This is a genomic window from Gluconobacter kondonii (assembly GCF_002723995.1).
In the GTDB taxonomy this organism is placed as follows: Bacteria; Pseudomonadota; Alphaproteobacteria; order Acetobacterales; family Acetobacteraceae; genus Gluconobacter; species Gluconobacter kondonii.
The window spans coordinates 42,564-56,091 of sequence record NZ_BEWP01000009.1 but is presented as its reverse complement, the minus strand read 5'-3'; the positions used below and the strand labels follow the sequence as shown (position 1 = coordinate 56,091).

Below are 13,528 nucleotides of genomic sequence, written 5' to 3'. Positions count from 1 at the left end.
CCAGTGCTCGCCCCCCACAGGGGGGCTGCGCCAGGACAGCAAAAAAGACTAGACTGGCTCCATGTCTCGACAAACCGTCATTCGCATCAGTGCGCTGATCATTCAGGTCGCCATTCTTCTCCTGATCTGGCAGGGCTTTCTGCATCCAATCCGGGGAGGCCTGCTGGTACTTGCCGTGGGTGGGGGTGTGTTCTTCCTGACGCGGGACTCTTCCGGCGCAAATCAGGGCCGTAGGTAGAAAAAGCAAAGGAAGGGTCGGGGCGGCCCTGAAGGGTTCGTTCACCCTATCTCACTAGGCTCCTGCGTCGCCAAGTTCGACCGAGCCACAGCGTCCAGCCGCCCTCAACCGGGCGTCTGGACCCCGCGTCTCGGCCCGTCCGGGTAACGGTTCACCCGCATCCTTTTCCATGAACGGACGGTTCTGGTCTGGCACGTTCGACCGTGAGACGGCTCCTCGTCCCTCCCGAACGGTCCTGAAGGACCGCCCGGGAGGGCCGTTCCACGACAGCGTCCTCGCATCCAGCATTCAGTCTGACAGTCGCCGTGCCAGTCCGTAAAGCCTCTGCGCGACCCTCGGCTTCAGGTGTCAGGCCCGCGTCTGCTGCAGGGCCGCACGCGACCCCGCATCAGCCGCAGGCCAGCCACCCTTGCTCAGGACGCTCCTGGCTTGACGGCCTGTCCCGTCGCCCGTCTTGGCTGGTGGCAGGATGGGCTCAGGAAAACGCCACTGTCGTTCCACTCTCGTCGCCGTCAATGTGCTCGCCGCACGGGCAGGATGGGTCTAGGAAAACGACAGGTCGTCATAAAGTAATCAAGTAATCTTTTTACTTGTCATGCAAAAATAAAGCGCGTTTTATGGCGGTTTTTTGTGCTTTTTCTCTTGTCATGAACGGCCGGAAAGGCTATCTTTTACTTGTCGAGAGGGATTGGCCCTCAAGACAAAGCGCCCCGAACGGTGTCTCACCACCGAACGGGACTTCGCTAGACTAGAAAGGTTGTTTTCATGTCCGACGCATCCCGCACAATGTCCCAGAACGCTTCTCAGGGCAACTATTCCCCCGCCGCTGTTCGCCGCTTCAGTGAAGCACAACGCCGCACCAAGGCTCTTGCCGCGCCGTCTCTGGCCGACATTCTCCGTCTTGTTCCCTCTGACGACCAGATGTCAAAAATCGTGCCCGCGTTCGGTGTCGAAGCGGGTGACGTTGACGAGCTGACCGGGGCAGGGTCCAACATGGTGCGCGAGCAATACGAACTGATGTTTCCCATCCTCGTGACCCACATTCGGGGCGAGCAGAATTTCAACGGTCTGCGGATGCACCTTGACCGCGTGGTGGATGGCCTCATCCGTTCCGCCTATGGCGCCGCGAACTTCTACGAAAACCGCCGTATGATTGCCATTGACGCGGCTGACAGTTTCAAGAACGCCGACCGCGACGAAGACCGCTTGGGCGTGGACGGTGGAGAAAACCGCGTGGACGGCCTGCGCCGTATTGCCGCCGAGAACGGCGCGAAGGCATACGCGCTGGCCTGCGTCGCTTCTGGCGCATGCGCTGCCTATGAAGAACTCATGGGTCAGGCTTGGAAGCCTTACACCCGCGACAATGGCCGCAGCCTCTCCCGTGACGTTGCCGCCGTTCAGGCGGACGCCATGGGCTTCTAAGGCAAGCCCGCCGCGCCCAAAGGGCGCGGCCTCTTCCTGTTTTTTTGCACATCGAAGAGCGACCGGCCCTGCCCGGTCGTGGAGCCTGTCCCATGTCTCACGCACTCGCCCCCTATGTTCCCGACGCCAGCGCCAAGAGCCTCCCCCTGAGACGGCTGGAGCACCTTGCGCGGGGCTTCGCCATCGCGGACGCCCTCATGACGTTTCTGGAAAATACCCGCTTCGATTCCAGCATCGAGAAGGCCGCAGAAGAGGCGCGCGCCGCTGGTGCCACCCCTGACGAGATCCGGGCCGCGTCGAACGGCCTCGCCTGATCGGCCTCGGCCAGATCCACACGCGCAAAAGGCGGCTCCCTGGGGAGCCGCCTTTTTTGTTGTCCGGTCAGACCGCGCCAAAATGGACACAACCGCGCAGGCGCGGCTGTGACGTATGTTGCGTCAGGGCTTCGCCCTGGAGCGGGTACGCAAGAGCCTGCTCAGGACTTCGGCAGGATCGGCGGCGGGACGATCTGACACCATGATGCGCCCTTCGTGTCGAACGCCTGATGCTCCTCGCAATAACGTCCGACCTGCGCTGCATAACCGTCATACGTGTAACCAGAGGCAAAGCCGAGACCGATAAGGACCGCACCGGCCAGCGCCATCCGTACATAGGCGCGCCATCGCGCTTCCTTGTAAAACTGGCGCTCATGCGTCGGAATCTCTGTCCGTAACTGATCGAAAACCTTGTCGCGAAGTTCCGACGTCACACCAGAGACAATCCGCCCGAGAGTGGCCTGTAATTCGCGGTCTCGAAACAGTTCCTGTTTCTCGATATTCCGCTCCGCGACTTCCCCCATCTTTTCAATCTGCCGACGGCTTTCGATGTACTGGTCCCGCAGAGTGCTTTGTTCCTGCTTGGCCATCTCGATAATGCCGCGGGCCTCTCCCCTGAAATCCTGCATTTCAGAGGCGCATGACAGGGCAAGTTGCGCAAAGGCATCCATGGTGGCCCGGGTTGCGGAAACCCATTTCCCGAATGGAGAATACTGGTCCATCCCTTCCAGTCGGGCCGCTTCCTCCATCAGACGGCCCGCGTCCTTTAACGCGTGCAGGGTAGAAAGAGGCGTCTCAGTGTCACTCATGGGAGCCAGCTTTCAACCTTTTCGGCGACAATGTTGCTTTCGATCAGGTCAAACCAGCGCTTGACCTGTGCACGACGCAGAACGTCGAATGGCGTTCCGCAGGGGCGCGGCGCACTCTCCATGACCTGCTGGAAGGAGAGCCCACTCTCGATGATAGCGGGGAGAATGCTCAACTTAGGAATGCGAAGGAAGCCAAGCTTGCAGTCAGACATCTGGGCGAAAAAGGGATTCTCCGTGAGATTCCCAAATGCGCGGTCTGGGTCATGTCCGACTGGAACCGACCAGTCGTTAAACACCAGAAGAGCTCTTTTCGGGCGGAAGAGCTCGCTCTCCCAGAGCCGCTTGATGTAATCGAGATCGCCCACTTGCGGGCCACACATGAAGAGCCCAGTCACTTCGAGGCCAATACTCTCAGCAAGAGAAATGATGCCTTCTTCTTTTGCCCAGAGTTCAAAAGTGCGGTCGCCACCGCCGACATCGACCAGAAGCGATTTCTTCTGCTCGGCGGCCATTCCGAATGCCTCGGAAAACCACTCTTTCAGCACGGAGGCTTCTTCGCTCAGGGGGCGGCTCAAACCAAAGCGCTCATAGACCGATTTAAACGCCGAGAGCCCGGGATTGCGGGCGTCACCGTCTGCAAGAAGAGGCGGGCGCCCCTGCATAATGGCGCGCTCCGCGAGCGCCGCCTCGGCCGTAGATCCTCCGAGATTGCCGCGACCCGCTTTGACCGCAGCAGAAGGCGAACGGGGTGACTTGGAGGGGATAGGCTTTTCACTCATGACAGGTCCTTACTTTCAATGCCTTCTCCAGCTCAGTGAGGAGAGACCTTCAGTATGCGGACACCGTATGTGAGTGCGAGCAAGAGCGCTCAGTATAGGCTTTTCATGCGATCACGGGACCGCATAAGGAGGGCTTTCAGGACGATAGAGCGATCTTCATGCGGGACTGCCTCAACCATCGGGATACACGCCTTGGCCCATTCGCGCTCACTTTCAAAAAACGAGCGTCGTGGCAGTCCCGGTAGCGCCTCATAATCGATGCGACCATCGGGCTGACGCCCCGTCGCATCGAGAGGCATGAGGGCATCGAGCGGCAGATATTCCGGCATTCCATCAGGCCGAGGCCCGACATAAGGCGGCGGGAGTGGCTTGTCCCTGTCCGCACCATAGCGGGGAGCCTGCTTGAGCATCGTCACATGGTTGGCGATCTGCCCGATTTTGATCCGGGGTCGGGTGGCGGTTTCTAGAGGTGCAGGTTCGGACTGGGCGGCCTCGACGGGTACCTCTGACTGAACGCCATTCCCTTTGGACTCCGCCGTGGTTCTGCGCTGTGCCTCATAGCCTGCGATCCGCTCACGACGCTCCCTGTTGAGACGCTCCTCATTATCGGCTTCAGCCATGAGGGCAAGGATCTCTTCATCAGAGGGGCCAGACCGCGCTTTGTCTGTCGGTGCGACAGTTCTGCGAGCCGCTTGATCACGAGAAGGACCGTTCGCCTCTGCCACTGCACGGTCCTTTCGGGCAGCCAATGTCTTGCCTGCCCGATACCACGTCATTTTGGCACATCGTACAGTCGGTGCCTGCCCATCAGCATTGGTTAATCCAACGTCTTTGAACCATGCGCACAAGGCCTGCCAGTTCAAACGACGCCCGTTCCATGCCCGCAGTAGCTCTTCGCGGTTCGCTTCCATCCACACGCGCAGCGACATCGCTCCAGACACGTTTTCAAGCGCGCCAATGGCCCCGCTGATCCCGATACCTGTCGCTGCCATGTGGTGCCTCCCGTGGCCGTTGTGCGGCTGCTGCGCATCTCTAAGGGGCACCCTAACACGACTACCAATCGACTACAATCGACTACGTAAGAGCTACGCGTCGACTACTAACGACTACAAGAAAGCTACAGAGTTTTTCTTTTTCCATACACAAATGCAAACTTTCAGTTTGCGCTTCGCGCCACCCTGCGGGTGTTGCATCCGGCGGGGCAGGGTTTGACCCGGGCTGAAGACCTCTCATCGCATTCTGCTCTGCCAAATATGTTGTTCTGCACTACGACAGTGCGCTACATTAATGACGTTCTGAATGTATGGAGTGTGTCATGGCATCCCCCCTTTCGATCCGTCTGGACGAGCGGTTGCGCACCGACCTGGAGCAGGAAGCAACAGCACGCGGTATTCCTCTGAGCCAACTCATCCGTGATCTTCTGGAGACAGGGGCAAAGAGTGCGCGCCGAGACCGTATCCGCAGGGACAGTGCGCGTGTTGCCCGCTACGTCGCTGCGACGCCTTCCGCCCAGGCGCTTTTTGAAGAGGCTGGCGGAACCCATGGCTCCTGATCGGCCGGTCGCCATGGCAGCGATCTTCTCGCCTGGAGAAATTGTGCTGGCAGACTGGCGTGGAGATGCGCTGCCGAAGGAGCCCAACAAGCGTCGGCCGGCTGTTGTTGTCGAAGACGACCTCTTTCCGCCTGAGTGGCCGAACGTGATGCTTGTGCCGCTGACCGACGATGAGAACCTCGTCATTCCGGATCTGGCAGTACGGATCGACCCAACATCCGAGAACGGTTGTTCTAAACCCTGTTGGGCGGTCAGTGCTCTGCTCACCACCACATCCAAGCAACGTGTCACCGTGACAGGCAGCAAAGTGAGATCTGATCAGCTTGCTGCCATCAGACGTCAGATTGCGCTCCTGGTGGGATGCGACGGCTAGGCAGATAGTCTCTGAGACGATGTGGGCTCGGAGCGACAGTTTTTGTCGGCGAGCACTCACAACCACCTCGAGCAAAATGTCTCCTTTGCCCACGGAGACGATGCATGCCAGACGAAAACGTATTTGACCTCCCGCAACCGGTAGATCGCGAAGCGCCGTTTCAACTCCTCGTTTTGCAACGGCTGGATCAGATCGGGGAGACGCTCGCCCAAATCCATCAGATGGTCAGCCCTCCAGAGAAAGCAGAAGAAGGCGAGGGCCTGGTCGAGGTCGTCGCGCGCATGGCTCAGGCCATGGAACAGCAGGGTGCCGCCCTTGAGACAATCTCGGCGCAGCTTGGCCGGCTTGAAGCTTCCACCTTCTCTGCACCGGCTGGAAGATGATCACTTACCGGAAGATTTCTGCGGCAGGTGCCGGTAAGCTGATCGTCGCTTATCTGAGAGAGAATCAGTCCGAGCCGGAGAAGGATGCCCGCTTTGAACGGGAACGGAGTGATCCGACCCGTGAAAACGGTGACCGGCTGACAACCTACTATACCGGACGTGATGGGCGGGGAATGTGGTCGCCAGATATGGCCCCCCGGATCGCTGATGCGCTAGGCATTGACGTCATGAAGGTGCCGACAGACCAGGCGCTGGCCAATCTGTTCGAAGCGAAGCGCGCTGACACAGGTGAAAAATGGGCCAACACAGGCCGGAAGCGTGAGCACTCGGCCATCGACTTCACAGCGTCACCCGATAAATCAGTGACGCTTGCCGCTGAATTTGCGTCGACGGATGCCGAGCGGGCGCTCATCTGGAGCGCAATTCACAAGGCCAACGACAAGGCTATGGCGTTTATTGCCAAAGAGGTTGGCGTGGCGCGCAGAGGGTCAGGAAAGACAGCCACGCTGGAACGGGGGGAAGTCGCGTGGGTATCGTTCCGGCACTACACGGCACGACCGGTCATGAAGATTCAGGATGGCGCAAAAGGCCCCACGGCGGCGGTGGAAGTTCCGGTGCCGGGGGACCCACAGGCGCATATTCACAATCTGCTTTTGAATGCCGTAGCGACCGAAAGCGGCCATTTGGGTTCGCTGGACAGTGCTCGCATTACCAGTGCGACGTCTTTCATGTTCGGGGCGTATTTTCAGGCGGAACTTGCAAGCGAACTTCGCAAGCTCGGTATCGCGGTACACGTCGACGAGAGTGGCCGCGCAATCGCGATTGATAGTGTGCCGCGAGAAGCCTGTGAGCTTTTTTCAAAGCGGCATTCCCAGGCGGAGAAAATGGGAAAAGCCTATGCCAAACGGCAGGGCCTGGACTGGAACGATTTGTCGGCCGAGCGGAAGTTTTCAATCCTTCACAACGCAAATCTCGCTTACCGCTCAAAGAAGTACAATGGCAGCAACGACAGGGAGTTCTGGCTTGAGCAGGCTCACGAAATCGGGTGGTATCACGATACTGTCCTGACCAATGAGAAGGTCCAGCCATTAGGGCGCGCTGAGCGCTACGAGCAGGCCTATGCGATTGCGGCTAAGAAATTGGCTGAGGAGTTTCGGACAGCTGCTGTTCTCGACCGGGACACGTTCCGGACCCATGCCGCACGGGGTCTCATTGCGGCTGGCATTGAAGACATGCGGGACATCGAGCGGATTGCCGATCTGATCCAGGAGCGCGGCATTGAGATCGACGGCCAACAGGTCCGCTTCCTTGAGCGCGAGCAGGATGGCCGCCTCCGGGTCGCGACAAGTGCCCAGATCGCCCTTGAAAAGGACATGGCCCGTCTTGCCGGCCTGTCTGCGCGGACGCGGGACGGCGCGCTCAGTGACGAGCAGATTTCCGCTGCCGTTGCCCGGTCGGGTCTCGACTTCACACGCGAACCGGCACACGGCGCTGCGCAGCTTTCAGCCATCAATGCGCTTGGTCAGGCGGGCGGACTGGGCTTCCTGATTGGTGTCGCCGGCTCCGGCAAAACGACGCTTCTCAAGCCTCTGGTCGATGCCTGGCAGGAGGATGGCCGCACCGTCATTGGCGCGGCCATTGCCTGGCGTCAGGCCGATGCGCTGAAGGATGCGGGCATTTCCCAGACCTACGCGATGACACCTCTGTTGGACGGCCTTGCGCAGGGAAAGATCGTCCTCGATCGGCAGTCCGTTCTGGTTCTTGATGAAGTCAGTCAGGTCTCCCCGCGTCAGCTGCTCGAGATCCTCCAGCTTCAGCAGGAGAAGGGCTTTGCCCTCCGGGTGGTGGGCGACCGCGAACAGGCCCAGGCGATCGAGGCCGGTGATGCTGTTGAACTGCTTTTGCGTGTCATGCCCAAAGAAGCGCGTCCGGAGCTGTTGAGCACAATCCGCCAGAAGTCCGCGCGCGGTCGGCAGATCGCCAGCATGTTCCGTAGTCCCGGCCGCGATCTGAGCCAGACTGAGGACGAGCAGAAGAAAGCCGATATTGCGCGGGCGCGTGAAGCAATCGACATGAAGCGCAAGGACGGCACCATCCGACTTGTGGGCGGCGATCATGATCAGGTCGTCGAGCAGATCGCTGACCTGTATCTTCGACGCCGCGACATGCTGGCCCAGGCCGGATCGCAACGGGGCATCACCATGTCTGCGCCGACGAACGAAGACGTTATGGATCTTAGCCGTGCCGTCCGCGACCGGCTGCGCAAGCGTGGCGAGATCGGTCAGGCGGAGATCGTCAAGGCCGCCATCGATCAGCGTGGCGTCACCTATGAGCTGCCTCTCGCAGTCGGTGACAGGGTTCGGCTGTTTGCAAAAACCAGCGTCCGGGTGGACACCCCCCATGGGCGCCGCTGGCGTGATCTTGGCTCGAATGGTGACTTCACGACCGTCAGGGGCTGGTCTGATGAGGGACTGGTTCTACAGAACGCAAAGGGACGGGAAGGGCTCGTGCCCTGGACCCGGCTGGCCGACCCGAAGACCGGACGCATCCGTCTGGGCTTTGGTCACGCTATGACAGTTGATGCGGCGCAGGGTGTGACGTCCGACGAGCATATCAACGCCATGCCGCGTGGATCCTCGGCCATGACAGGCTTTACGTCCTATGTTGCCGAAAGCCGGCATGTTCATCGCTGCTGGACGGCCGTATCGGAGGGCTCTCTCCGGGAGGCCGAGACGTTCTCGCGGGCTCTTGGCGACATCCGGCCGGTGACGGTCACCGATCTGTATGACCGCTTGGCGTCTGACATGGGCCGTCATCCCTACAAATCCCTGGCCGTCGATCTTGCGAAAGCCCGTCTCGTGCATGAGGAAGCCAATACGCGCTGGATCCGACAGAACCACGTCAATGAGCGCGCGCGCCAGAAGGGGCAGTCACCGGGCGGTCAGGTGCGTCGTCAGGTTGAGGAAGCCCCGATCCGGGATGTGCCGCGCGCGCAATGGGATGATGTCAGTCGCAAGCTGCGTAAGGCCGGCTATGCCGCGCAGGACGCCCTGAATGCAGCGCGGCGGGTTGAAGATCTGCAGGAGCGTCGGAGAGCGCAGCAGGCCGAAGACCGGCTGCGGCAGGCTCGCGCTGCTGCACAGGAACAAGAGCGGGAGCGCGATCGCACGCGGGTTCGTGGTGCAGGACGCGGTATGTAGTTTGGAAAACAGAGGCGGCTGGGGACATGCCGCCTCAGATATCAGGCGAGTTCCTGACCACGCGCGTAAAGATTCAGGGCGTGCGTGACGGTCTCAACAGCCGCACGCTCGTCCTGTCCGAGAGTTGTCTCGAACGCAACCAGTTCTGCCAGCAATGCTTTGTCCAGGTGCGGATGAAGCGGTTCCGTTGTTCGGGGCAACTGAGCGGACGGAGGGACGAGGGTCTCAAACAGCTTTGCGAAAGGCTTGTCGTCTGCCGGGGTCTCATCAGGGAAAAGCAGGGTCAGGAGCTCCTGTGCGTCCTGCAAGGGCGTACCTTCCGTCTTGAGAACGACGCCGAGGCGCTGATACAGATCTCCCAGAACTCCGGTTAATGGCCGGAGATCAGCCTTTTCGATCCGGTCGCGCCCTTCCTGAAGCCGGTGAGCCACCTCGACACCTTCTGTAGTCGGCTCCTGTGATACGGGTGCCGGAAGGGCTGGAGCCGCTGAAACTGTGGGGAACACCCTGTTCACGCCTTCTGGTTTGATTCCTGCGTGGAATAATCGTGTGTAAATTCGCTTGCCTCGGAAGAGAATGATGGCTTGCCCGGGGCGGAGGTTCTGTACGTCGCTCCAGGAGATCCGCTTGACGTCCCGAATGTCTGCGCGTTGCTGGTCTGCATAGACGCCGAGAGGGTTGGAACTGTCGAAGCCGGGAAGGACGCTGACAGGCATCGTTCCGCCTGATTTTTCGATCCACTCCCGGGTAGGACCAGCGTCCTCTACATTTTCAAAGATTTTGAGCTTTGGGTTGCCGAGAAGCGGAACGGTTAGGTCTTTCCCGAGCGTTGCTTCGAGGGTGCCTACTTCCTGAAAAGCCAGAAGCAGGGAAATATTCAGTTCACGCCCCAACGCCATCATTGCGTCGATCCCGCGTGTCGCGAATTGACCGACCTCGTCCAAGACTAAAGGATAGGGCACAGCAGAGGACGACGCACGATTTACGACGCGATCCTCATAGTCACCCTCGATGGAGGTTCCGAGTGCTGCCGCCAGTGCGTAACGCAGCGCCGTGATGACCGCCTTGCCGAGTGCGGCGTTCGTGTCCGGATGATTTTCGAGCGAGGGGAGAAGCACGACGAGGATGCGTCGATTGAAAATGACGTCCCGGAAGTCCACGTCGCCGATGTTGCACCGGAAGATATGTCCCAGTGTGGAGCTCATCTGGGTGAACGTTTTGCCGAAACCACCCACAACATAGGAATGCTGTTCGCGAACTTTGTCCTGGTCTCCCACGCTCTTGGTGTTCGAGAAGCCGCCTGTTTCCGTCACGTAGTCGCGGACAGGGTTCAGTAGAGTACCGTCAAACTCTGCAGGCAGTTCGACTTTGCGCGCCTCGCCTGAGTCCGCATCATAGTAGGTGAAGATCTTATCCTGGTAGAGATCGCGCAGTTTGACGATATCAGAGAACATCGTCCGGATCGTCTCGGACATGATAGGAATGCCAAGGTTGTCCCGGACCCAGACAAAGACATAGGACATGCCACGAATAAGCGCCTCGGCCCTGTCCCGGAAATGCGCGGAGTTACCGCCGCCGCCTTTCTTGTCCTCCGGAAGAAAAAGCGTGAGCAGAAGCTCCGTCATGCCTTCAGCGTTGACGGAGGAAAAGGGATTCCAGGTGTTGGTCTTTCTGTCACCAGCCGAGACCATCATGTTGATAAAGCGCAGATCGGCTTCCCGACCCCACCGTCTCGCCATGGCCGCGACGGAGAAGGCAAGGTTGTTCGAGGCTTTGCCGTCGACAATCGTGAACCCGCCCCCCTGTGCCAGCGCATTGCACAGAAGACTGTAGATAAACTGCGTTTTGCCGGATCCTGTGGATCCAGGCAGGATGGCGTGCATCGTCATATCATTGCCCGATAGCCACACCTGTTGGGCGGTGACTTCATCCCAGCCGAGCAGCCAGTCTCCCGAAGGCTTGCCCGGGATTTCGACGCCAGGTCGTTTTGGGTCTGGCTGCGGATTACCGTAGTCCTTCCCCTTCGCGTTTGCCGGCAAGCGCAGAGGCAATGTCACTGGCCGTGTCAGAACATAGCCTGCATAGGCAATGGCCAGCGGTACAATGGCGGTTGTCAGTGCTGGGACAGCGACGGATACGCCAGCCATTGCAACGAGCCCGATGGACGAGAACCCGGTTCGCAGGATTTCTGCGACCTGATGTGGCACGCCGCGGGTATCGCGGAATGCCAGCCCCCCCTTTTGCTCGTGAAAGTCCTGAGGCCCGTCAATACGGCGTCTGATCATCGCCATGATTATTCCAACCCGAACGCGTTGTTTGGCACGGGCGCGGCTTGCGACGCGGCCGGAATGGAACGTCGGGTCGCGGGAGCAGGGCCCACCAGTTGAGGGACTTGCAGTGCAGCGACAGGATGCGCTTGGCTATTTTTGGCCGAAGCCCATAGCCGGTGGCCTGCGGCTGCCCCTATGACAATCACACAGACGCCGACGAGGACAGGAAGGCGGAAGCGTCTGGCTCTGCGCGGTTGTCTTGCGCTGGTGATGGGGGCCGCCTCTACAGGGCAGGCACTGGCGGATAACTCTGAGAGAATGTCCTGGTCAAGAACGATAATGGTCCGTTCCCCTTCACGACGAATAGAAACGGACTGTGTGTCAGGTGGAACAGATATGATCATTGCGGACCTCAACAATTAGACGCCTGTGCAGTATCCGACAGGCGTTTGTGAGTGCAGATCAGGTCGTGGCCGTCTGGGCGTAGGTCGTCAGAGCTTCTATGGTGATGCAGCCTTCAGGATCGGCGGTTCTTCTGAGCACCGCATTGAGCGCGAGCAGAGCGATCGACAGCGGGACATGGTAAAGCCCTGTCAGCGTGTAGCCCGTCACACTCAGAGTATCGGGCTCGAGCTTGAGCCCGAAGCCCGCCCCTTTTGTCTCTGATCGCCAGAACTCTTCTGCGAGCCTGAGCAGTACCGGAAGAAACACGTTTGTCTGGCTCACACGCCATGCCGGTAGAGCGCCAACGCCTGGAATGCCAGTCTCGAAACGGTATCCCTGTGTTTCAATAAGAGCGGTGCAGCATCGCACCAGGTCATCAAGATCGCTCATGCGTAATCACGCTTTTTCCAGGAGGGAAGACGAGGGCGAACGGGGCCACACAGAATGACCCGGAACATACGCACGGCTACAGGAAGCGTGAGGCCGAGCCATGCCAGCACACTGAAGAAAAGCACTCCGATAACGGCAAAGATGAATGTCCATTCCCGCATGTGGGCGATCCACAGGGCGAATGGTGCAAGCGCACGGGCGTCGATAATGAGAAGGCGGACAGGGTCCGCGGTAAAGCGCCACATCAGTTCTCTTCCTTCATGGCAGCGGCCGCGACGGCTTCTGTAATTCTGCCTTGTTTTACAGCCGCCGCGATGGATTGAGCGAAAGTCTGCCCGTGTTCTTCAACGGCGGCCTGCGTGATATTCGGCCAGCGATCACGCGGCGCGTCCAGCAGTTGAGTTCGGATGGCACGGGTCACAGGCAGGAACTCCCGAACGGGCGTCCTTTTGCCATCGGTCGACTTGAGAAGCCTCTGGTTCACCAGAAGACGAAGGTTTTCGACGAACGATATTGTCAGGCTGTCTCGCTGATCTGCGGGGCAGAGGGCCTGAACACGTCGGACCGTTGAAGAGCAACTGTTCGTATGCAGAGAGCTTAGGAGGCGATGGCCGGAGATGCCCGCCTGGATCGACGCTTCCATGGTTTCGGGATCGCGGCACTCTCCTACGACGATGTCGGTTGGCTCTCGACGCATCGACGCCCGGACAAACTCGGCAAAACTCTTGAGATTTCTGGGAATTTCAAGTTGCGTGACTGCTGAGTTGCTCCGGTCTACGCGATCGTAAAGGATCTCAAGGGGGGCTGACGCCTCGATCAGGTTGCAGTGAATATCCGGATCTTCAAGCCGGGCCCGGTTGATGCCGCCAATCAGCGTTGATTTCCCCGAGCCCGTGGCGCCGCAGATCATGAAAATGCCCTTTTCTCCATGGAGTGCCTCCAGCAGTTGAGGCTCGACCTGCTGGTCCTCTAACGGCCGGGGGATATCAACGAGTGGCCGAAACGTCATCGAAATGCCTGCGTTGGCACCAACCTGCGAGCTGACGGCATTCAGCCGGAACGGGTATCGTCTCCTTTTGCGGTCTGGCCAGATTGTATGGCCGACATCGATTGGATCACCGTTCTTGAGGTTCGTAACACCTGTCGCCGAGCGAAAGATGTAGTTAACCGCATCCTCGACTTCACCCGGCAGACTGACATCTCGCGTTACCTGATGGTTTTCACCATGCAGACGCACCATGACGGGCATGTCAGACTGGATTTCGACACGGGAGCACTCGGCTTCGGAACACCAGATCAGGAACTGATCCAGCGTATTGCCCCGCAAAGCTTCTCCGTCATGCGGCCAGAACAT

The 13,528-nt window shown here is 59.4% G+C and carries 15 protein-coding genes; 7 read left to right on the top strand and 8 right to left on the bottom strand.

All coding sequences use genetic code 11. The features are described 5' to 3' along the window. Nucleotides 1-61 precede the first annotated feature (61 nt). A complete protein-coding gene (locus tag GKO01_RS15975) occupies nt 62-238 on the top strand; it encodes a hypothetical protein (protein ID WP_158093569.1) in 177 nt (58 codons plus the stop codon). 348 nt (nt 239-586) lie between these two features. Here the strand turns inward: GKO01_RS15975 and GKO01_RS15970 are convergent, their stop codons facing one another. After that, a complete protein-coding gene (locus GKO01_RS15970; protein ID WP_167383468.1) occupies nt 587-754 on the bottom strand; it encodes a hypothetical protein in 168 nt (55 codons plus the stop codon). Nucleotides 755-1,003: 249 nt separating this feature from the next. On the opposite strand from GKO01_RS15970, the gene GKO01_RS10980 reads away from it, so the two are divergent. Together GKO01_RS10980 and GKO01_RS10975 are read left to right on the top strand one after the other, a co-directional pair. Beyond that, on the top strand, nt 1,004-1,660 hold the full coding sequence (locus GKO01_RS10980) for a hypothetical protein (protein ID WP_086649721.1): 657 nt from the start codon (nt 1,004-1,006) through the stop codon (nt 1,658-1,660). A 92-nt stretch (nt 1,661-1,752) separates the two neighbouring features. After that, nucleotides 1,753-1,974, top strand: a complete 222-nt coding sequence (locus GKO01_RS10975) for a hypothetical protein (protein ID WP_086649720.1) — start codon at nt 1,753-1,755, stop codon at nt 1,972-1,974. A gap of 161 nt (nt 1,975-2,135) precedes the next feature. On the opposite strand, the gene GKO01_RS10970 is transcribed toward GKO01_RS10975, so the two are convergent. From GKO01_RS10970 to GKO01_RS10960, 3 genes are all read right to left on the bottom strand, one after another. Then, nucleotides 2,136-2,783 (bottom strand): hypothetical protein, encoded by a 648-nt coding sequence (locus GKO01_RS10970; RefSeq protein ID WP_233142686.1) that lies wholly within the window; start codon nt 2,781-2,783, stop codon nt 2,136-2,138. After that, the gene (locus GKO01_RS10965; protein WP_086649718.1) at nt 2,780-3,562 is read right to left on the bottom strand and encodes a P-loop NTPase family protein; all 783 of its coding nucleotides are present in this window, start codon (nt 3,560-3,562) and stop codon (nt 2,780-2,782) included. The genes GKO01_RS10970 and GKO01_RS10965 overlap by 4 nt, the downstream gene beginning before the upstream one ends. An 89-nt stretch (nt 3,563-3,651) precedes the next feature. After that, on the bottom strand, nt 3,652-4,554 hold the full coding sequence (locus GKO01_RS10960) for a hypothetical protein (RefSeq protein WP_086649717.1): 903 nt from the start codon (nt 4,552-4,554) through the stop codon (nt 3,652-3,654). Nucleotides 4,555-4,877: 323 nt separating this feature from the next. Between GKO01_RS10960 and GKO01_RS10955 the strand changes: the two genes are divergently transcribed. From GKO01_RS10955 to mobF, 4 genes are all read left to right on the top strand, one after another. Beyond that, a complete protein-coding gene (locus GKO01_RS10955; protein ID WP_231100982.1) occupies nt 4,878-5,114 on the top strand; it encodes a BrnA antitoxin family protein in 237 nt (78 codons plus the stop codon). Further along, nucleotides 5,104-5,487, top strand: a complete 384-nt coding sequence (locus GKO01_RS10950) for a type II toxin-antitoxin system PemK/MazF family toxin (protein ID WP_086649715.1) — start codon at nt 5,104-5,106, stop codon at nt 5,485-5,487. Before GKO01_RS10955 ends, GKO01_RS10950 begins: the two co-directional genes overlap by 11 nt. Before the next feature lie 104 nt (nt 5,488-5,591). Then, the gene (locus GKO01_RS10945) at nt 5,592-5,870 is read left to right on the top strand and encodes a hypothetical protein (RefSeq protein WP_061928996.1); all 279 of its coding nucleotides are present in this window, start codon (nt 5,592-5,594) and stop codon (nt 5,868-5,870) included. Further along, nucleotides 5,867-9,070 (top strand): MobF family relaxase, encoded by a 3,204-nt coding sequence (gene mobF / locus GKO01_RS10940; protein WP_099287130.1) that lies wholly within the window; start codon nt 5,867-5,869, stop codon nt 9,068-9,070. Before GKO01_RS10945 ends, mobF begins: the two co-directional genes overlap by 4 nt. Nucleotides 9,071-9,111: 41 nt before the next feature. On the opposite strand, the gene GKO01_RS10935 is transcribed toward mobF, so the two are convergent. The 4 genes from GKO01_RS10935 to GKO01_RS10920 form a co-directional block, all read right to left on the bottom strand. After that, nucleotides 9,112-11,361 carry a type IV secretory system conjugative DNA transfer family protein gene (locus GKO01_RS10935; RefSeq protein WP_086649713.1) on the bottom strand — a complete coding sequence of 750 codons (2,250 nt, stop codon included), beginning with the start codon at nt 11,359-11,361 and terminating at the stop codon, nt 9,112-9,114. A gap of 441 nt (nt 11,362-11,802) precedes the next feature. Continuing rightward, the gene (locus GKO01_RS10930) at nt 11,803-12,174 is read right to left on the bottom strand and encodes a hypothetical protein (protein WP_086649712.1); all 372 of its coding nucleotides are present in this window, start codon (nt 12,172-12,174) and stop codon (nt 11,803-11,805) included. After that, entirely contained in the window at nt 12,171-12,419 is a 249-nt protein-coding gene (icmT, locus tag GKO01_RS10925; protein WP_086649711.1) for an IcmT/TraK family protein, read from the bottom strand. Before icmT ends, GKO01_RS10930 begins: the two co-directional genes overlap by 4 nt. Continuing rightward, complete coding sequence (locus GKO01_RS10920) at nt 12,419-13,528, bottom strand: type IV pilus twitching motility protein PilT (RefSeq protein WP_233142699.1); 1,110 nt, start codon at nt 13,526-13,528, stop codon at nt 12,419-12,421. The genes icmT and GKO01_RS10920 overlap by 1 nt, the downstream gene beginning before the upstream one ends.

Coding starts and splice junctions, on each gene's coding strand:
- GKO01_RS10945 (WP_061928996.1), top strand. CDS start 5,592: ATGCCAGACGAAAACGTATTTGACCTCCCGCAACCGGTAGATCGCGAA.
- GKO01_RS10955 (WP_231100982.1), top strand. CDS start 4,878: ATGGCATCCCCCCTTTCGATCCGTCTGGACGAGCGGTTGCGCACCGAC.
- GKO01_RS10970 (WP_233142686.1), bottom strand. CDS start 2,783: ATGAGTGACACTGAGACGCCTCTTTCTACCCTGCACGCGTTAAAGGAC.
- GKO01_RS10950 (WP_086649715.1), top strand. CDS start 5,104: ATGGCTCCTGATCGGCCGGTCGCCATGGCAGCGATCTTCTCGCCTGGA.
- GKO01_RS10935 (WP_086649713.1), bottom strand. CDS start 11,361: ATGGCGATGATCAGACGCCGTATTGACGGGCCTCAGGACTTTCACGAG.
- icmT (WP_086649711.1), bottom strand. CDS start 12,419: ATGTGGCGCTTTACCGCGGACCCTGTCCGCCTTCTCATTATCGACGCC.
- GKO01_RS10980 (WP_086649721.1), top strand. CDS start 1,004: ATGTCCGACGCATCCCGCACAATGTCCCAGAACGCTTCTCAGGGCAAC.
- GKO01_RS10965 (WP_086649718.1), bottom strand. CDS start 3,562: ATGAGTGAAAAGCCTATCCCCTCCAAGTCACCCCGTTCGCCTTCTGCT.
- GKO01_RS10960 (WP_086649717.1), bottom strand. CDS start 4,554: ATGGCAGCGACAGGTATCGGGATCAGCGGGGCCATTGGCGCGCTTGAA.
- GKO01_RS10930 (WP_086649712.1), bottom strand. CDS start 12,174: ATGAGCGATCTTGATGACCTGGTGCGATGCTGCACCGCTCTTATTGAA.
- GKO01_RS15975 (WP_158093569.1), top strand. CDS start 62: ATGTCTCGACAAACCGTCATTCGCATCAGTGCGCTGATCATTCAGGTC.
- mobF (WP_099287130.1), top strand. CDS start 5,867: ATGATCACTTACCGGAAGATTTCTGCGGCAGGTGCCGGTAAGCTGATC.
- GKO01_RS10920 (WP_233142699.1), bottom strand. CDS start 13,528: ATGTTCTGGCCGCATGACGGAGAAGCTTTGCGGGGCAATACGCTGGAT.
- GKO01_RS10975 (WP_086649720.1), top strand. CDS start 1,753: ATGTCTCACGCACTCGCCCCCTATGTTCCCGACGCCAGCGCCAAGAGC.